14 protein-coding genes are annotated in these 19,434 nt (G+C 54.5%); 2 read left to right on the top strand and 12 right to left on the bottom strand.

Annotated elements, in window-relative coordinates; genetic code table 11:
- Nucleotides 1-4: 4 nt before the first annotated feature.
- The 9 genes from ACFQ88_RS20590 to ACFQ88_RS20550 all read right to left on the bottom strand — a co-directional run bounded on the left by ACFQ88_RS20590 (nucleotide 5) and on the right by ACFQ88_RS20550 (nucleotide 11,086).
- The gene (locus ACFQ88_RS20590) at nucleotides 5-916 is read right to left on the bottom strand and encodes an ABC transporter permease (RefSeq protein WP_239631687.1); all 912 of its coding nucleotides are present in this window, start codon (nucleotides 914-916) and stop codon (nucleotides 5-7) included.
- An 11-nt stretch (nucleotides 917-927) separates the two neighbouring features.
- A complete protein-coding gene (locus tag ACFQ88_RS20585) occupies nucleotides 928-1,854 on the bottom strand; it encodes an ABC transporter permease subunit (protein WP_239631685.1) in 927 nt (308 codons plus the stop codon).
- Between the two features lie 108 nt (nucleotides 1,855-1,962).
- The gene (locus tag ACFQ88_RS20580) at nucleotides 1,963-3,561 is read right to left on the bottom strand and encodes a glutathione ABC transporter substrate-binding protein (RefSeq protein WP_239631683.1); all 1,599 of its coding nucleotides are present in this window, start codon (nucleotides 3,559-3,561) and stop codon (nucleotides 1,963-1,965) included.
- Between the two features lie 103 nt (nucleotides 3,562-3,664).
- Nucleotides 3,665-4,678, bottom strand: a complete 1,014-nt coding sequence (locus tag ACFQ88_RS20575) for an asparaginase (RefSeq protein ID WP_379456184.1) — start codon at nucleotides 4,676-4,678, stop codon at nucleotides 3,665-3,667.
- A gap of 57 nt (nucleotides 4,679-4,735) precedes the next feature.
- Nucleotides 4,736-5,893 (bottom strand): ROK family transcriptional regulator, encoded by a 1,158-nt coding sequence (locus ACFQ88_RS20570; RefSeq protein WP_239631679.1) that lies wholly within the window; start codon nucleotides 5,891-5,893, stop codon nucleotides 4,736-4,738.
- A gap of 400 nt (nucleotides 5,894-6,293) precedes the next feature.
- Nucleotides 6,294-7,130, bottom strand: coding sequence for a carbohydrate ABC transporter permease (locus ACFQ88_RS20565; protein WP_379456181.1), 837 nt, complete (start codon nucleotides 7,128-7,130; stop codon nucleotides 6,294-6,296).
- 14 nt (nucleotides 7,131-7,144) lie between these two features.
- On the bottom strand, nucleotides 7,145-8,083 hold the full coding sequence (locus tag ACFQ88_RS20560) for a carbohydrate ABC transporter permease (protein ID WP_379456179.1): 939 nt from the start codon (nucleotides 8,081-8,083) through the stop codon (nucleotides 7,145-7,147).
- 72 nt (nucleotides 8,084-8,155) lie between these two features.
- On the bottom strand, nucleotides 8,156-9,466 hold the full coding sequence (locus tag ACFQ88_RS20555) for an ABC transporter substrate-binding protein (protein WP_379456177.1): 1,311 nt from the start codon (nucleotides 9,464-9,466) through the stop codon (nucleotides 8,156-8,158).
- A 492-nt stretch (nucleotides 9,467-9,958) separates the two neighbouring features.
- Nucleotides 9,959-11,086, bottom strand: coding sequence for a GntR family transcriptional regulator (locus tag ACFQ88_RS20550; RefSeq protein ID WP_379456175.1), 1,128 nt, complete (start codon nucleotides 11,084-11,086; stop codon nucleotides 9,959-9,961).
- Between the two features lie 181 nt (nucleotides 11,087-11,267).
- Between ACFQ88_RS20550 and ACFQ88_RS20545 the strand changes: the two genes are divergently transcribed.
- Both ACFQ88_RS20545 and ACFQ88_RS20540 read left to right on the top strand, forming a co-directional pair.
- Nucleotides 11,268-12,839, top strand: a complete 1,572-nt coding sequence (locus ACFQ88_RS20545; RefSeq protein ID WP_379456173.1) for an SWIM zinc finger family protein — start codon at nucleotides 11,268-11,270, stop codon at nucleotides 12,837-12,839.
- Nucleotides 12,836-15,790 (top strand): DEAD/DEAH box helicase, encoded by a 2,955-nt coding sequence (locus ACFQ88_RS20540; RefSeq protein WP_379456171.1) that lies wholly within the window; start codon nucleotides 12,836-12,838, stop codon nucleotides 15,788-15,790. The genes ACFQ88_RS20545 and ACFQ88_RS20540 overlap by 4 nt, the downstream gene beginning before the upstream one ends.
- 67 nt (nucleotides 15,791-15,857) lie before the next feature.
- Here the strand turns inward: ACFQ88_RS20540 and rlmD are convergent, their stop codons facing one another.
- The 3 genes from rlmD to ACFQ88_RS20525 are packed head-to-tail and all read right to left on the bottom strand — an operon-like array spanning nucleotide 15,858 to nucleotide 19,214.
- A complete protein-coding gene (gene rlmD, locus ACFQ88_RS20535; RefSeq protein ID WP_379456169.1) occupies nucleotides 15,858-17,450 on the bottom strand; it encodes a 23S rRNA (uracil(1939)-C(5))-methyltransferase RlmD in 1,593 nt (530 codons plus the stop codon).
- Nucleotides 17,422-18,414 (bottom strand): diacylglycerol kinase, encoded by a 993-nt coding sequence (locus ACFQ88_RS20530; protein ID WP_239631611.1) that lies wholly within the window; start codon nucleotides 18,412-18,414, stop codon nucleotides 17,422-17,424. The genes rlmD and ACFQ88_RS20530 overlap by 29 nt, the downstream gene beginning before the upstream one ends.
- A complete protein-coding gene (locus ACFQ88_RS20525) occupies nucleotides 18,393-19,214 on the bottom strand; it encodes a sirohydrochlorin chelatase (RefSeq protein WP_379456166.1) in 822 nt (273 codons plus the stop codon). Before ACFQ88_RS20525 ends, ACFQ88_RS20530 begins: the two co-directional genes overlap by 22 nt.
- Nucleotides 19,215-19,434: the final 220 nt, after the last annotated feature.

Below are 19,434 nucleotides of genomic sequence, written 5' to 3'. Positions count from 1 at the left end.
CCCTTTAATTTTTCGTCTTGGGATCAAGAGCATCACGCAGTCCGTCCCCAACCAGGTTAAAAGCAAGTACTGTCAAAAAGATCGCCGCGCCGGGAATATACACGATATGCGGAGCAATGCTCAAATAGTCGCGTCCCATGCTCAGCATCGCGCCCCAGTCAGGCTCGGTCGGCTTCGCGCCCATGCCGAGAAAGCTCAGGGAGGATGCGGCCAAGATGGCACCGCCGATTTTCATCGTCACATTGACGATCACGCTGGAGAGAGTCTCCGGAAAAATATGCTTCCATATAATACGTCCGTTTTTGGCGCCCATGGAACGGGCCGCTTCTACGAACAACGTTTCTTTGGCCGACAGCGTAACGCTTCGGATAATTCTTGCAAACGACGGCGTGCCGAATACGGCTACCGCGATGACCACGTTGGACAAGCCGGGACCCAGTATAGCCACGATCCCGATGGCGAGCAAAAGATCCGGAAACGAGAACAGCACGTCGCTGCTTCGCATGATGAGCCGGTCCAGCCATCCGCCGTAATAGCCGCTGAACAGCCCGAGAACCGTTCCGCATACCGCCGCAATGAGCACGGCGCTCAAGCTGACCGACAAGGTCAACCGGGTGCCTGCGATAAGCCGGCTTAGAATATCCCGGCCGTACTCGTCCGTACCCGCCCAATGCGAGGCAGACGGAGTGGACATCAACGCGTCGTAATCCGGCTCGTTAGGATCGAATGGTGTCAAGTAAGGCCCGAACAGGGCGATAATGAAGAGTATAACGATAAAAATGCCTGCAATGAGCGACAGTCTTTGCTTACAGAACTTTCGGAAAAATACCGCTGCACGGCCTTTGGTCCGTCCCGCCGCAAGCGTCTCTCGAGGATCGGAGGAACCGGCCCCTGCCATCGTCGGATTGTTGTTCATAATATCCCCTCCTAATTCGACGCATACCGGATTTTCGGATTCAGTACACCGTACAGCATATCGACGATCAGATTAATAAGTATGAATTGAGTGGCAAACAGCAGCAGCAGCGCTTGAATGACCGTGTAATCTCTAAAAGCGATGGAGTCGACCAGCAGTCTTCCGAGTCCCGGAATACTGAATACGGTCTCTACCATGACGGAGCCGCCCAGCAAAAATCCGAACTGCAGTCCGGCAACGGTTACGACTTGAATCAAGGAGTTGCGCAAGGCGTGACGTCCGACAACGATAGTCTCGCGAAGGCCTTTCGCCCGTCCCGTCCGGATATAATCCTCCCGCATCGTTTCCAGCATCGAAGCTCTGGAAAAGCGCGCCAGCATCGACATGATGCCCGCTCCTAGAGTAAGCGACGGAAGCACGTAGGAGCTCCAAGAATCGATCCCCCCAGTCGGGAACCAGCCGAGCTCAACCGAAAAGATTTGAATCAATACAAGCCCGAGCCAAAAGCCGGGAACGGAAATACCCGATATCGCGGTCAGCATCCCTGCATAATCCGGCCAGCGGTTACGGTTGACCGCAGAGATCGTGCCGATGACAAGACCGATGATAAGCGCCCAGCCTAGACTCGTGAACGTCAGGATGATCGTCGGCATAAAGCGGCTTTGCAGCATATCCGAGACCGGCAGACCGGAACGCAGCGAGTTGCCCAAATCCCCTTGCAGCAGATTGCCCATGTAGTTGATGTATTGCTGCCAGAGCGGCAGATTCAGTCCGAGCTGCTCGCGAATGCCGTTGATCTCTTCCAGCGTAGCGTCCTTGCCGGCAACAAGCCGGGCCGGATCGCCGGGAATTAAGTGGATGAACATGAAGACCAGTACCGATACGACAAACAGCAGCGGGATTACTCCCAGAAGCCTTTGTAATGCATATCTGCCCAACTCGTGAGCCTCCCTTCATTCGAAAACGTAAAGAACAGGGGCCGCTTCTTTAGCAACCTGCAGAAACGGCCCCGATATCATTTCATGACTCTCACATGATTGCTCTTATTATTGCTTAATTTCCGCATCGCGAACGCTGATGGAGCCGTCCGGGAATGCTTTCACGCCGTTTAAGTAAGCTCTCTTGCCTGTGATAACCTGGTCAACACCCATGAATGCCCAAGGCGCGTCTTCCCAGATTGTTTTTTGAATATCGGCGTAGATGGTTTTCGCTTGCTTCGGATCGATCGATTTGTTGGCGTCGGCGATCCACTTGTCTACGTTGGCGTTTTTGTAATATGCCGTGTTCGATCCCGCAGGAGGGAACATTTCGGAGCTGAACAAGCCTCTTGTTGCGCCGTCCGCATCGCCGGAAGACGGGGACCAGCTTACGTACCACATTTGGATTTTAGCTTCTTGAGGCGTTTTCGCCGAGTTGATTTGCTGCGACAATGTGCCGCCTTCCATCGATTTCACTTCCAGCTTGATGCCTACAAGAGCGAGCTGCTGTTGAATGAACTGCATGCCTTTCATCGTTTCGGAATCGTTCTCGCCCCAGATTTCAGCGGAGAAGCCGGTAGGATAGCCTGCTTCGGCAAGCAGCTTTTTCGCTTTTTCTACATCGTAATCGTAGCCGGTTTGCTTGGAATAATATTGCGTTTTGGACGACATTGTGGAATCGAGCTTCGAGCCGAGACCGGATTTAACGACTTTAATATAAGCTTCTTTATTAATAGCGTAGTTGATTGCTTGACGAACCTTTACATCGTCGAACGGTTTTTTCATGGTGTTCAGCGTTACGTAACGAACGATAGTGGAATCGATCTTGTCTACAACGATATCCTTCTGTCCTTGTACTTCGGATACTTGCTCGGTCGGCATCGGATAGATGAAGTCCGCTTCGCCGGTTTTGAGCATAGCGATACGGGAACCGTTCTCCGGAACCGGCTTGAAGGTAATGCTGTCAACCTTCGGCAAATCCTTTTGCCAGTAGCTCTCATTTTTCACGACAACGAGACGGTCGCCTTGCACCCATTCCTTAAATTTGAAAGAACCTGTACCTACCGGGTTTTTCGCGATATTCTCGCCTTGCTCCTTCAAAGCTTTCGGGCTGACCATAAGGGCCATAGCCATTTTGTTCAGGAACGCGTTGTACGGCTCGCTCAATGTAATGACGACTGTTTTGGCGTCAGGAGCTTCTACTTTTGTTACTTTGGCAAAGCTTTTGCGCAGCTTCAGGTTGTTTTTCTCGTCACGGATGCGATCCAGGTTGACTTTTACCGCTTCCGCGTTGAAATCGGTACCGTCGTGGAACTTGACGTTCTCTTTCAATGTAAACGTGTAAACCAGACCGTCTTCGCTGATTTTGTGGGACGCGGCCAACACCGGCACCACGTTCATGTTCTCGTCGAAGCCCATCAAACCTTCATACATCGTTCTTGCGCCGCTGATCGAGTGGGTATCGCTTGCGTTGTGCGGATCCAGCGTAATGAAGTTGGCGTTGATGGCGATCACGACATCTTTATTGTTTTTGGAGACCGCCTTGGTGCCTTCGTCTTTGCCGGCGTTCGCGTTGTCCTTGCCGGCGTTGCCTCCACAGCCCGCTGCCACGATCGCAATGATCAGCATCAGCATGAGTGTGGACCAAGTTTTTCCTTTAAACTTCATTTGTTTCACTCCCCAAAGTATGTTGTATTAGAATCGCTCCGCGCCCCCGGTTGCTTACATGCAGGATTGGAGATTATTCTCTTGAGTAAAAATTTGCGCAGGATCAAGCCTTCAGCTGAAAAACCGGCTTGCGCTCTCCGACGAGCGTTCCTCCATCATTGACGATGGCATTGGGAACGAGCTTGTACAGCCGGTCGATCGTATCCTGGTTGTCATAGCCGAGACGCTCGAGAATCGTGGCGATAATGCACGGCCACACCTGCTCGGAGCCGTCGGATACTTTCAGCGAAATGCCCAGCCGTTCCTTCCTCAAGCCGATGCCGTATACACCTTTGGCTCCGCCCTTGGCAGCCAGGTTCGGATCCTTGAGCAGCTCCGAGCAGACGAATCTCGTATCCGCGATCATATCGGGATATTCGTTCATCAGCTTCGCCATTCTCGCGGCGGCATCCCGCGTTTCGGCATCCTCAATGAGATCAGGACACGCCAGCTTCAGGAAGGAATACGCGATTTTGTGCAGCGGAAGCGCGAAGATCGGGAGGCCGCAGCCGTCCACACCTTGCGGAATCGAAGCTTCCGGCACCTCGGCGATATAGGCCAGCGTCTGCACGATTTCCTTCTGAAGCGGATGCTCCGGATCGTAGTACGTGTGCTCGTCCCAGCCCATATGCTTGGCCAGAGCGATCATGCCGGTATGCTTGCCCGAGCAGTTGTGGAAAATTCTCCGCTTCGCCTCATGGGCCCGGTGCCGCTCCGCCTTGGCATCTTCGTTGAGCGGATACGTTGCGCAGCAATGAAGCATCTCCTCTTCAATGCCGGTCTTCTGCAGCATCATCTCCAATGCGTCGATATGAAACGCTTCACCCCTGTGGGATGCTGCAAACAGCGCCGTTTCATGTCCCGTAAGCCCGTACACCTCATCGATCTTCCGTTTCATGGCCGGTATCGCCTGGAACGGCTTCGCCGCCGACCGCAAGAACGTCATATGCTCCGGATCTCCAGCCGAGTACAAAACCTTGCCATTCTCATCAACGATGGTGATTGCCCCGTAGTGTACGTTCTCCAGCACACCGCCGCGGTATTCTTCAACTAATGGCGTAAAGCCAACATTGCCCATGGTGTTTCCCTCCCAATTGTGCCTTGCTGCATTCAACTTCACTATGATTTCACTTCATTATTCAAGCGCGAAAAAACAATTTTGCGACATCAGTCCCGAACCGATCACAACGCCCTGCTCCTGCAGCTCGGAACGTATAATGCGGAACGATCCGCGCAGCGGCTCCCAAACGAATCTGGTGAAGCAAAGGTTCCCGACTTCCTCATAAATTTCCGGAAACTTGTCTGCCAGCTCGCCGCTCAAGATTACCGTGTCCGGGTTGTACATGCAGACGATATTGTTGATCGTAATGGCCATGTACATCAGGGCGCGGTCGATCAAATATTCCGCCCACCGTTCCCCTGCCCGTCTTGCTTCGAAAAGCTCCTCGATGGAGCGGACCGGACGCATTTTGTTCGCTTCCGACAACAGCGAGCTGATATTGATGTAGGTTTGCAGGCATCCCGCTTTCCCGCAGTCGCACATCATGCCGTTCGGATCGATCGTCGTATGTCCGATTTCCCCGGCGCTGTTCGTTTGGCCCCGGTAAATCTCCCCTTCAATAATAAGAGCTGATCCAACACCGTTACCGAAGCCGAGCAATGCCGTCCGTTCGGAGCCTATGGCGGCGCCTTTCAAATGCTCGGCCAGCGCCTTCACCTTCAGCTCGTTGTCCACCGCCACGTCATAGCCGGTAATTTCCTTCAGCCGCTTGGCCAGATCGACATTTTTCCAGCCGAGCTGGACGGAGAAAATGACGACTCCGCTATCATTGTCGACAATTCCGGGAAGCCCGATACCGACGCCGATCAGACGGCCGCAGTCGATGTCGTTCGATTTCGTTAACCGGTCGATCTCAGCGCCGATGCGAGCGAGCGTAACCTCCGCGCTTTCTTCCGGAGAGCGGGGATAGTTGCCGCTCACAACGACATTCCCCTGCAAATCTACAATGCCGATATTGATTTGATGGCGATCCAGCTCGACGCCGACAGAGAGCACCGCAGCATCTACCATGGCAAGCAGCGTCGATTTCCTGCCCAAGCCGGCGGATACTTGCTCCGTCTCCAACAGGTACCCTTCTTCGGTCAGCTCCGCTACGATGCGGCTGATAGTAGTAGGACTCATCCCTGTCTGCTTGGCGATGGAAGCGCGGGAGATCGGCTGCTGGTTTTTGATGATCTCAAACACGGTGAGCCGGTTTTGCCGCTTCATAAAATCTTGATCGTGCTTTTTCACTGTCCATCTCCCCATTATTTTCACCAATGAATTAAATACTGACAATTCCTACGGATTTTGAATGGAATTCATGTAGAATGTTAAGATATTTTGTTGTTTTTTCAATTATATTCTCCAGTGATATTAATAATAATGGATACCCTTAAAAGATGTCAATATAAATAACACCATTGCAAATTATGAAAATAATTATGAAAATGAAAGCGATTGATTCTACAACGAATCTATTAGAACGTTTCATATTTCACATGAATGTTACATGAGAGAGCTTTAAACGAAGAAAAACACCGTCCAAAGTGCAACGGTGCTGATCGAATCTTTTCATTTGAATGCAGTTTCCTCCCTTGATTCTCCAGGCTTTATTGAGGCAATATACAGTACAGCGCAATATAGGAGCGCATCACCCTTTGATCCCGCTAAACGTAATCCCGCTAATAAACGTTTTCTGAAGGAAAAAGAATAGTACGATCACGGGCAGCACCATCATAGTGGATACGGCCATCATCATGCCCCACTCCGAGCCCTTTTGACTCTGGAACTGCTGCAAGCCGAGCGACACCGTGTAGGAAGGCTCATTGGTCAAGTACAGCAGGGGGCCGATAAAATCTGTCCAGCTTGCCATAAATTGAAACAACGCCACAGCCAGGACCGCCGACTTCGCGAGCGGAAACATGATCTGAAGATAAATACGGAACTCGCTGGCTCCGTCTATGCGGGCCGCTTCACGCAATGCGTCGGGCAGCCCGAGGAAAAACTGCCGCAGCAGAAAGATATAGAATGGCACTCCGAAAAATTGAGGGATGATGAGAGGAAGAGAAGTGCCGACCCAGCCTAATTTGGTGAACAAAAGGAAAAGCGGGATCATCGTCACTTGTCCGGGGATCATCATCACCGCTAGAGTAGCAACAAACAACAGACCGCGCCCGCGCCACTCCAGCTTGGCAAAGCTATAAGCAACCAAGGGGCAGGAGATAATAACGCCGATCGTACTGCATACGGTAATGATCGCGGTATTTCGCAAATAGGTCCAAAAAGGGATATAGTCTACGGCACGGGAATAGTTGCTCCATTCAAACGGCCGCGGAATCCACTCCGGGGGAAACGTGAAAATTTGCGTAAGCGGCTTTAGGGAGGTCGATAACAGCCAAATGAACGGAACGATGAAAAAAATCGAGGCGGCAATCAGACAGCAATGAGCCAGAATGCGATGCACTCTTTTGACAACGATAGGATTCATGCTCTTCCCCCTCCTTATTTGCCCTGATAATGAACCCAGCGTTTGGATGTTACAAAGATGACGGCCGTCAGCCCCATCACGATCACGAATAAAATCCACGCCATCGCCGAGGCGTAGCCCATTTTAAAATATTTGAATCCGTTCTCATATAAGTACATGACGTAAAAAGTCATGGAATTGGCTGGGGTTCCCTGGCCTTTCGTCATCGTATAAGGAAGCGTGAATTGTTGAAACGCACCGATCGTTCCCATGACCAGGTTGTAGAAAATAACGGGCGTCAGCAGCGGCAAGGTGACCGATTTCGTCTTCTGAAGCCAGCTGGCCCCGTCAATCTCGGCCGCTTCGTAGTACTCGTCCGGGATGTCTCCCAATCCGGCCAGATAAATGACGACGGCGTGGCCGATCCCCCAAAGCGACATGAGAATAAGGGAAGGCTTGGACCAGGCTTCCCCGCTAAGCCACGGCGGCCCGTCGATACCGATCGCGGACAGCATCCCGTTAACCAAACCGAAGTTCGGATGCAGCAGCCACATCCAAAGCACGGCCATCGCTACTTGGGGAACCAGGGTGGGCAGGAAGTAGATCGTTCGGTAGACCGCCATGCCTTTGACCTTCATGTTGAGCATCATCGCAAGCGCCACTCCAAATAATATGCTTAGAGGGACGAAAAATACGGCAAAATACACCGTGTTGTAGATCGATTTCCAGAACAAAGGATCGCGGAAAAGATCGATATAATTAGTCAAGCCGACATATTCGCCTGGCTGCAAAATGCTGTAGGTGGTAAAGCTGAAATAGATCGACATGAGGATCGGAACCGCATAAAAGCAGAGCAGGCCCAAAGCCCAGGGCGAAGCAAAAAGCCACCCCGTCCAGTTGGTCCGGTGGAACGAACTTCGTTTGTCCGCTGCAGGAACGATGTTGGCATGAGCCTGATCAACCAGTTTCGCCATGTACATTCTCCTTCCGAATCGTCATACGCCGACAGGCAAGGAAAAAGAGTCTCCCCCTGCCTGCCGCACGGCTTATTTATATTTTTCCAGCGCTTTGTTGACCGTCTCCGTCACTTTGTCCAGATTCTCCTTCGGGGTTCCTTTGCCGCGAGTGGAGTTTTCCGTTGCCGACGCCAGCTCGTTCCACAGCAGCTGTCCTTCCGGTATGACCGGGCGGTTGTGCGAGTTAGGTAAAATATTGATGAATTCCCTCATTATCGGATCGTCCTTGTAGCCGTACTTGATGTTTACAGAATCGATAACCGCGAAATCGGAGTTGGCGTTAACCAGATACTGCCCCTCCTCCTTGCCCAGAAATTCGAGGAATTTCCAGGACGCTTCGACGTTCTTGGCGCCTTTCGGGATAATAATGGAGCCGCCGCCAGACCAAGTCGTAAAGTTCGTTCCTGTCGGAGTCGGTATCGGCGTAACCCCATAGTTCAAATTGGGCTTGAATTTCTTGATGCCCGCAATCGTAAAGTTGCCGCTTATTTTCATGCTGATTTGGCCGGAGATGAACGGGTCCATCTCTTCCGTACCGGCTGCGCTGGTGAAGCCGGCAATGTCCTCGACGTTGTACTTTTTGCCGAAGTCCGTCATCCACTGCAGCGCTTCAACGACTTTCGGGTCGTTAGCCGTAATTTTGCCCGTCGCCGGATCCTGGAACTTCCCTCCGAACGACCATCCCCATGTATACAGCCAGCCTTGCGAATACCAGGGAATGAAACCGATTCGTTTAAACCGTTTGCCTTCCTTGATCGTCAGCTTCTCGGCGGCCGCTTCCAGCTCGGCGATGGTCTTCGGCGGCTTGTTCGGATCAAGCCCCGCTTCCTTGAAATGGTCCTTGTTGTAAAAAAGCATCCGGGAATCGGTATCGATCGGAATCGCGTACAGCTTTCCTTTGTAGCTCGACTCCTCCCATACGAACGGATAGTATGAGCTTTGGTTAATTCCGGATTGCGCCGCCATGGCGGATAGGTCCGTCAGTGAGTTTTGCGACGCCCAGGTCCCTACCTTAAATCGGTCCAACAGCGCCATATCCGGCGGATTGCCTCCCGCAACGGCGGTCAGCAGCTTCTGATCGGCTCCCTCGTTGGATTCGGTGTAAACCAGATTGATCTTGATCGTCGGATTTTTCTCCTCAAACGCTTTCACGACTTTTTGCATATTGTCCAAATCTATCGAAGTAAGACCGTGCCACAGGGTGAGCGTGACTTTCCCCGAAGCGTCCTTAGAGGGAGTGTCTGCGCCCCCCTTAGCTGTTGGAGAGCAAGCGGATGCCAAGAGCGAAATCATAAGAAGAGACAACAGTGCCAGAAATACGGGTTTGTTCGTTTTTCTCATGCCAATATCCCCTTTCACATGGATTTGTCGATTCCGTAGCCTACTTGCAAACATCGATCCATCTCCGATGAACCGCCGCCCTATAAGCATCCCGCTAAGAAGTGAGTATAAGAGTTAACGATGCAATGAATGGATGCTGTTCACCGCCAAGCTGAAAGCGCTTCAACAAAATGCAAACACGGACATCCAAATAAATAACGTAAGAGCACCCCCCAGCATCATTTACAGTAAATTACATCATGTGCGTATAGTTAGTATATTGATATGACCTTTAACATGTCAATTTCATTTTCATGACATACTAAGTTGAGCAAAAGGAAAAGAATGTCACTTTTTTTGAGTATCCCGTCCTTTTCACGCATTGGGGGCAAGGAGCGAATAGTCCTGAAAATGGGACGGACGGCAGTCGTTGGACGGCAAAAAACGCCTTATTTCGCCGGATAGGCGGCATGAAGGCGTTTTGGATTGGATCTGTACGGATTGCAGCCGGCGTTATCGGCCGTCTTTTACAACCAAACGATGTTCAATAATTTTACGTTCCGGAACGGTCTCTCCGTTCAATTGCGAGACGAGCATATCTACCGCCTCCTGGCCCATCCGCTTCTCATCCTGCTGAATGTGAGTGAAGATCGGCTTTCCCAGACTGTCGCCCAGGGAGTCGAAGCAGGCAATCTCGTATTGCTCAAGCGGCAGTCCCATCGAATCGATGACCTGAGCGAGCATGGTCGCAATCAGAAATTCCGACGTGACGAAGGCTCGGATGTCGGGATATTGCACCAAAAACCGTTTCATCATCTCCTTGTCCCCATCCGTCTCCGTACCATTCTGATTCATAGGGAGCACGCTCTTGAAATTCGTCAGGCAGTAGTCCTGATTCAGCTTCAGCCCTTCGAGCGTACAGGCCAGCGTATACCCGTACAGCCTTTCCTCCAAGGTCGGCGTGTTCTCCACCGGTGAGGACAAATAGGCGATTTGATCGTAGCCTCGTCTGATCAAGTACAGCGTGAGATCCATCGATGCTTTCTTGTTATCCGTATATACGGAGCATACCGGAATCCCCTTCAAGTACCGGTCGGCCAATACAACCGGAAATTTGTCCAACACGAGACGGAGCAGCTCGGAATTATAATGCTCTCCGTGGATCGGAACCACAATCAGCCCCTTGACGCCGAGATGGACGAACAAGCGGATCGCCCGCTTCTCTTCCTCCCTGCCGCCATAAGTCCGCTTAATAATAAGATCGTACTGAAGCTCAGCGCACCGCACCTCCATCGATCGCAGCAGCTGCAGGCCGAATTCGTCGGAAAAGTTAGGAATAAGAAGACCTATAACCGGTCGGTCCTGCTCATCCGGCGCAAGGCTCAATCTTGGTTCTGAATGGTGCGGCGGTCCAACCTCTGGTGTGCTTCTGTCGGTTACAAAAGAGCCTTTTCCTTGAATGCGCCGGATGATCCCTGCATCGGCCAGCTTTTCCAGCGCTTTCTTGGAGGTGATTCGGCTGACGCCGAACCGTTCGGCGAGCTCTTTCTCGGAGAAAACGCGGTCACCCGGCTTCAATCGCCCCTCCTCAATCTCTTGGACAATAAACATATAAAGCCGTTCATATAAATGTGCTTCCATTTCGACCCACCCTAATTATAATCGCTAATATACTAAGTATATCATCAGATAGGCAATTCGTAACCTACAATGTAAATTTTTTCTCTTTCATGCCTCTTCTTTTATGAAAATATCGAATTTTTGTTCGTATCGATCTATAATGGAAAGATACCATTCTTTTGAGGGAGCAAGGAGCTTGGCTATGAGTGTATTCGCTGCATTAAACGATGAGCAGTGGTCGGAGCTGCTGGAGCAAGTGGCTTCCGCCTTTAATGAAGTGACCCTCAGCCGGGGGTTCAATTATTTCAAGCAACAGTACGTGGTGAAGCTGAGCGCTTCCGAAGATCGTGTGATTCAGGCGAGGGTGACAGGCACGGAGGATTATTCGGTTACGCTGAATCTAAATAAGTTCAAATCCAGCTACTGCACTTGTCCGGTCCAAACTTACTGCAAGCATCTTGCCGCAGTACTAATGGAGCTTGCCGACCGGTTAGGCTATCCGGCAACCCAGATCGTGAACGCCAAGCAGCATGTGAAGCGGACCGCTTCCGCACCGAAGCCGGGGCCGGGATCGGAATCGGCAATCAAGGGATTGCCCGGCAAAGATATTGCCGGCTGGCACGAATATCTCGAACAAGCGACAGCCTATATCCGGCCGCCCAACGATCAGGGGATTTATGCAGATATGCTGAAGCATCGGCTGCAGATGATCCGGAAGAATTCGGCTTCGTTTTCCGAGGTGGACTGGATTTTTTTCGAGCTGCACCAGATGCTGTTCATTTTGTACAAAATGAACAACGGCGGCGTTCAGAGCAGCGCCTCCTTCTTTACCTCGTTCGCCCTGCACCGGATGTACGACGACATTCAGACGTGGTTGAAGCAGAAATCGGCCCAGCTCCTTTTTACCCACTCCAAGGAGCGGCTGGAGCAAACGTTATCGTATGTGAGACAGCGGATGGCGGAAGAAACCGGGCAAACGTATTTGGACTACGGACTGTATACGTCGCTGTGGAAGCACTGGATAGCCTCCTCTCCCGATGCGGATGATTGGGCTTCCCGGGAAATCGGGGAGATGGAGAAGGTGCCGTCCGGTTCGATGTCGGCCTCGCTTGCAGCGGCCAAAGCTTTCCTGTACCTGCATCAGTCGCAAAGCAAGGAAGCCTGGGCGGCTGTGGAAGCGATAGGACCCATCAACAAATTGCAGCCCAGCTTGCTGCTTCCTTTCCTGAATCAGCTGGCCGGTTCCCGGAGCTGGGACGGACTCGCGGATTGGTTAACTCGAACCTCCGCCGCCTTTTACGGACGAAATTCCTCGGAGCTCGGCGCCTATATGGGGTACTGGAGGGCAGCCATCGAGCATGCTCCCGATGCGGAGCCGGCGATGTGGGACGCTCTGGAGGAGATGATGCCCCATTCGATCCGGATTATTGAGGACCTGCTGTACGAGCAGCATAAGTGGAAGCCATGGCTGGAAATGCAAATGGTGCAAGGCCACGATCCCCTGTACCACCGGGTCAGCGTACTGCAGCCGATCGAGAAGGAAGCACCGGAGCTGCTGCTGCCCTATTACCATCAAGCGATCGAGCATTATGTCACCCAGAAAAACCGTCACGATTATAAGCTGGCGGTCAAATTGCTGAAACGGCTGGAGAAAGTGTACAAGAAGCTAAAGCAAACCGAGCGCTGGGACTTCTTCCTGGCCGGCTTCAGCATACGGAACAGCCGATTGAGGGCGCTGCAAGAGGAATTGAAGAAAGGAAAGCTGCTGCAATGAGCAAACAATGGTATGACATAACGCTGAACGTAATATTGACGGATGGCGGGGATGCCCTGTTGTGGGGACAGCAGAACGGACAAGACGTCCAGGGCGAGAAATTCCGCAAGCTGCTCTTCGCCTGGCACGAGCCGTCCTATTACGGAACGACGCTGGAGCTGCAGCAGGCAGGAGACCTTACGGTGACCGTCCTGCCTGCCGACATGGTGATCCCCTTCTTCGCCGAGCGGAATTTCATGGATATTGTCCGGTGGGAGAACGGCAATGATGGCGTGAACGGGCTGCTCAAGGCCGCCCCGCTCCTGTATAAGGCCGCCAAGGAAGGCCGTTATGCGCCGAGCTATAAGTCATTTCGCAGCGGCAAGCTGCAGTGGACATGGGACACCGAAGCCGAGGAGCTGAAAGAAGTGGACTGGGTGGCGCTGCAGCAGCTGGACGTCTTAAGCGATGACCTGAGCGGCTTGCGGTCGGCCTTCTCCGCTACGGTAACCGGGGAGCATTATACCGACGAAGCTTCCATCGCCGATCTGCGCCGCGATTACCCGGCGCTATTGCAGCTTCCGCAGACACAGTCCGCCGCGGCGGAGGCCTTCACGGAAGAAGAGTGGCTCGTGTCGCTTGGCTGGAAGCCGGACACGGCGCCGTTCCGCCCTGCCCTGCAGCTGCTCGAGCCGGATGAGGAGCAGTTCGACTGGCGCCTTCGGCTCGTCCTGCAGGACAAAGGCGAAGGCACGACGCTCGTCCCCGTCCGCCTCGCGGCGGACGGGCATGCATCCGGCGCCTGGGCGGCCGAATGGAGCCCCTACATCCGGGAGCGTGCCCCCGGATGGGCGACCAGGCTGGCCGCGGCGCTTCCGCAGGCGCGGAGCACCGGCGACGGCGAGCTCTTCGCGGAACCGCTAAGCGACGAAGCCGCTTGGCGGTTCCTGACCGCGGACAGCCGTCAGCTGCTGAGCGACGGCTGGAACGTGATGCTGCCGGCCTGGTGGGAGGCGGCATCGAAGCGCAAGCCCCGCCTCCGCGCGCAGATTGCGTCGGAGGCGGGCGGCGGCGGGCGCGGCCAGTCGCTGTTCGGGCTGAACGCCCTCGTCGACTTCGACTGGCGGATCGCGATCGGCGACGCCGATCTGAACGAGGCCGAATTCGCCGAGCTGCTCAGCCGCAAGGAGCGGCTTATCCGCTTCCGCGGCGAATGGGTGTACCTGGATCCTGCGCTTCTGGAGCAGATCCGCAGGCTTATGGACAGCGTCAACCCGGACGAAGGGTTGTCGCTGCAGGATGTGCTCCAGCTGCATTTGCTTAGCGAGCTGGAGCAGGAGCAGCGGCCGGGGCCTCCAGCGAGCGGTGGTGCGAAGGTAGGCGATGCGGAGGACGATGAAGAACGCGTCCAGCTGGAGGTAGAGCTTAACTCCCACCTGCTTGCGCTGCTCCGCCAGCTCGGACAGCCGTCTGAATTAACGGAGCTGCCCGTTCCAGCAGGCTTGCATGCCGAGCTGCGCAGCTACCAGCGCGAAGGCTTCACCTGGCTCAGCTTCCTCCGGAAGTTCGGGCTCGGCGCCTGCTTGGCCGATGACATGGGTCTCGGCAAAACCATCCAGTTCATCACCTACCTGCTGCAGCACCGGCAGGAGTCCAAGACTCCTGCGCTGCTCATCTGCCCTATTTCCGTGCTCGGCAACTGGGAGAAGGAAATCGCCCGCTTCGCACCCGATCTACGGGTGCTGCTCCATTACGGCAAAGGGCGGTTGAACCGCGACACGCTGCATGACGCTATACAAGACGCGGATGTGGTTATCACCTCCTATACGACGGCGCTGCTCGATCAAGAGCTGCTGCAGGAGGTTCACTGGAGCTCGCTCTGTCTGGACGAAGCCCAGAATATCAAGAACGCGCAGAACAAGCAGTCCGCTGCCATCCGCACCTTCAAGGCGGGACATCGCATAGCGCTGACCGGAACGCCGATTGAGAACCGGCTGTCCGAACTCTGGTCGATATACGATTTCCTCAATCCCGGTTACTTGGGGAGCTCTCGCGGGTTTCAGCATCGTTTTTCCAACCCTATCGAGAAGCATCAGGACGAAGAGCGCACCGCGCAGCTGCAAAAGCTCGTCAAGCCGTTCATGCTGCGCCGCAAGAAGAAAGACCCCGCGATCCAGCTGGATCTGCCGGACAAGCTGGAGATGAAGGTCTACATCAACCTTAGCGCCGAGCAAGGCGCTCTCTACGAGCGGGCGGTCAAGGATCTGATGGAGCGGATGAAGAACCTCGAGGGCATCGAGCGAAAAGGCGCCATCCTCGGTGCCTTGACGCAGCTCAAGCAGCTGTGCGACCATCCCGTGCTGCTGACGAAGGAGGATGCGCTGTCCGAGGAGGTCCTTCGCTCCGAGGAGCGGCGGGAAGCGTTCGTCACGCGCTCCGCGAAGCTGGAACGGCTCGTCGCCATGGTCGACGAGCTGCGGGATGAAGGCGACTCGTGCCTGATCTTCACCCAGTACGTCGGCATGGGCCGCATGCTGGCCGATGTCCTCGGCACGCACCGGAACGAGCCCGTGCTGTACCTGAACGGCAGCACGTCCAAGGCGGACCGGGACAAGATGATCGATGCCTTCCAGGCCGCTGACGGCAGCGGCCCCGGCATCTTTATCTTGTCGCTGAAAGCCGGCGGCGTCGGCCTCAATCTGACGGCCGCCAACCATGTGTTCCACTTCGACCGCTGGTGGAACCCCGCGGTCGAGAACCAGGCCACCGATCGTGCCTATCGGATGGGTCAGAAGCGCAATGTCCAGGTGCACAAGTTCATCTCCCTCGGCACCCTCGAGGAGAAGATCGACGAGATGCTCGAGAGCAAGATGAGCTTGAGCGAGAACGTCATCTCGACGTCCGAAGGCTGGATTACGGAGCTTTCGAATGAGGAGTTAAGGGATTTGTTTACTCTGAGGCAGTCGTGGTGAATGTGAAAAGAAGCTCAGACCGAGTTGTAGGGTCTGAGCTTCTTTTTTTAATACATACGCGATAAAATCAGATATGAACTGTATGCGGAAACATATCCACCGGCTGAACCTCGACGGTGGAATAGCCGCCATCCTCGAGCACCCGAAGATCGCGGGCCAGTGTCGACGGGTTACACGACACATAGACCACGCGAGCAGGGTGCATCTCGAGGATGGTGGCGAGCAGCGCAGCGTCGCAGCCCTTGCGGGGCGGGTCAACCACGATGACGTCGGGGGCGATGCCCTGACGACGCCACTCGGGGATGACCACCTCCGCCGCGCCGACCTCGAACTGAACGTTGCGGATGCCGTTCAGCAGCGCATTGCGCCGAGCATCGTCGATCGCTTCGCCGACGATCTCGACGCCGTACACTTGGCGAGCACGCTGCGCCAAGAAGAGAGAGATCGTGCCGATGCCGCAGTAGGCATCGATCACTGTCTCTTCGCCGCTCAAGCCGGCGAAGTCGAGGGCTTTGCCGTACAGCACCTCGGTCTGTACGGGGTTCACTTGATAGAACGATCGCGCGGAGATCGCGAATCGGACGTCGCCGATGGTGTCGTAGATCACATCGTCGCCCCACAACACGTTCGTCTTGTCGCCGAAGATGACGTTCGTCCGTTCTTTATTGACGTTCTGGCAGATGCTTTTGAGGCCAGGAATCGCCTGGCGCAGCAGGCCGACCAGCTCGTCCTTGTGCGGCATGCTCTCGCCGTTCGTGATCAGGACGACCATGATGTCTCCTGTATTAAATCCATACCGCGCAACTACGTGGCGCAGCAGGCCTTTGTGGGTTTCTTCGTTGTAGGCGCGGATGCCCAGCTCGCGGGCAATGCGCTTGACCTCGGCTACGACGAGGTCATTGTTTTCCTGCTGGATGAGGCACTCATCCATATCGATGATGCGGTGGCTTCCTTGAGCGTAGAAGCCCCCGATCAAACCGCCCTCTCTGTCGGCGTTAGCAGCTTCAAAGCCGATAGGCACCTGCGCCTTGTTCCGATAGCGCCAAGGATCATCCATTCCGAGTGTACGATGCACGAGGATTCCCTTCTCCGAAGCAGGCGCTTCACTTTCCGCCACCTTCAGCTTCCCGATCCGCTCCAAATTATCTACCACGAGCTGGCGCTTGAAGCGAAGCTGCGCCTCGTAGCTCAGATGCTGCAGCTGGCAACCGCCGCATTGGCTGTAGATAGGACAGGGAGCCGCAATGCGGTCGGGGCTCGGCTGGAGGATCTTGAGCAGTTTGGCGTAGCCGTACTGCTTCTTCAGCTTCAACACCTTGACGAGCACCCGTTCGCCGGGGAGCGCACCTTGAATAAAAAGGGTAAAGCCGTTCACACGGCCTACCCCTTCGCCCTCGTGGCCGATACCGACGATCTCGGCCTCGTATTCTTCGTTTTTCGCCACCGGCAGGCCGCTCAAATCCGCGCTTGGCCGGTTATTGCCTTTCCTTGAAACACGGCCGCCGCTTTCGCCAAACGGCTTTCCTCGGTCCCCTCCGGCATTCAGAGGCTTGCCGGCGCCGCTTGGTCCTCGTCCTGCTGGTCTCTCAGTCTGGCCGCCGCGCTTAACTCCCCCGCTCCCAGCTTCCCTCTTACTCTGATTGCTGATCTTCTTGCTCATGTCCGTCCACTCCAGGTTTGATTTTCCAAGGCAGCTTGATCTGCTGCAAAGGATTGGTCTTGTATACCGATTGTCCGCTCTCGTCTACGAAAATATGCAGATGCGAAGGTAAGTTGGTGAATACGCAAGGCAGCGTGCCGCCGAATTCGCCGTCGAGGTTGATCTGCACATAGTCCGGAGACGTGACTTGAATGTTGCGTGTCTGCAAATAAATAATATTCGGATCGCCCAGATGCTCCCCGCGCAGTGCCAACGACACGACGCGGATGAATTCGGCGAGATTGCATTTCTTAAGGATCAGTACGTCGAACAGGCCGTCGTTCAGCGACGCGTCTGGCGCGAGGCGCTCGAAGCCGCCGACGGAGTTGCTGTTCGAGATGAGGAACAGCATGACTTCCTCGTGCAGATCTCCTTCGTCCGTGCGGATGTACAGCTCGATAGGCCGCAGCCGCGGCAGCTTCTCGAGCCCTTTCATATAGTAGGCCATCTGGCCGATCATGGTCTTCAGCTTGCTCGGCACTTCGTAGGTCAGCTCGGTCAAAGAGCCGCCGCCGGCAATATTGATGAAATACCGCTGGTTCATCTTGCCCACGTCGATCTCGCGCGTATGCTGCTGCAGTATCACATCGACCGCCGCATCCCAACTGCGCGGAATGTTGAGCGCTCTGGCAAAATCGTTCGTCGTGCCGAGAGGCAGGATGCCGAGCGGCGGGCGGTAGCTTTTCTCAGCCAAGCCGTTGATGACTTCATACAGCGTACCGTCCCCGCCCGCCGCGATAACAACGTCGAAGCCGCGCTCGACCGCTTCGGCCGCAGCCAGCGTAGCATCCCCCTCGCCTATAGTGGCGTGCGTGGACGTCTCTAAGCCGCCGCGTTCCAGACGCTGCAAAATTTCCGGCAGCCGTCGCTTCATTTCTTCCCGGCCGGAAGTCGGATTATAGATCAGTCGTGCACGTTTGGACATTCATTAATCACCCGTTCGCCTCGATTTACTGCGTTGTTCCCGCTCAAGTGGTCAGCCGCCTGCCGTTCCATCCACCTTGCGATCAAAGGATGCGGCAGCAGCGCCCTTCCATTGTATGTATACGTATACCCTTCCAATCGGGAAGGAATCACTTCATTCGTAAAGTAGCCTTCGCTTAAAAATACCGGAGCCACCAGCACCGTATGCTGCGGCTTACACTGTTTCCACAGCTCCATTTTGCTGCGGATTTGATCCGGAAGCAGCATCGCCGTATCGACGGCATCGAAGCTGCCCATCTGCTGAATGCGCGCTGCAAGCTTGCTCAGTCCGTCCTGCCACTGCTCATGAAACCCCTGCTCTACACTGCCGTGCCCGACAAGCATTACGATTTCCCGCGACGGGTCGGTTGACAGCGGCTTCATTTTTTCATATAAAATGGCGGCAATGTCCGGATCGTCATCGATCGAAGAAGTGCAATGAATTCGCGCACGAATGGCAAAAGGCTCCATGTCCGTCGGCAGCAGCGGCTCAGGCTTCACCCCAAGCGCGTAGCTGATCTCATCGATGTGCGTACTGCCCGAAGATACGAATAGCGGGATGACCACGATATCCGTGACTCCAAGCGATTCCAGCGTCGTAATCCCGTCCTGGATAAGCCGGCCCTTCACAATTTCGAGAAAGGAGGAAAACACTGGGACCTCTTCGGGCACCCGCATCGCGCCGACGGCCTCGTCGACCAGCCGAACCCACTCCTCGCTGCGCGAGCCGTGGCTTATGACTAATATGCCGTATTTTTCCACTGAGTATCCTCTCCTCCGAACAGAAATCCCTGAAATGGAAAGCACAAATACTCTATATGCCGGAAAAACGCTCAAGCGTCATCATCCGCCATGCAACAAAAAAGAAGGCGCTCCGGTGCCTCCCGTTCCGTACGGACACAACTATGTCCTATTATAGCATAAAATGACTATGTCTGTTGCGGCACAGCTCGACTTCCGTTTCGGTCGATCACGACTCCCC

The sequence above is a fragment of the Paenibacillus sp. NPDC056579 genome (assembly GCF_042793215.1).
Taxonomy (GTDB): domain Bacteria; phylum Bacillota; class Bacilli; order Paenibacillales; family NBRC-103111; genus Paenibacillus_S.
Note: the sequence above shows the minus strand (reverse complement) of the source record. Positions and strands in the feature narration are given on the sequence as shown.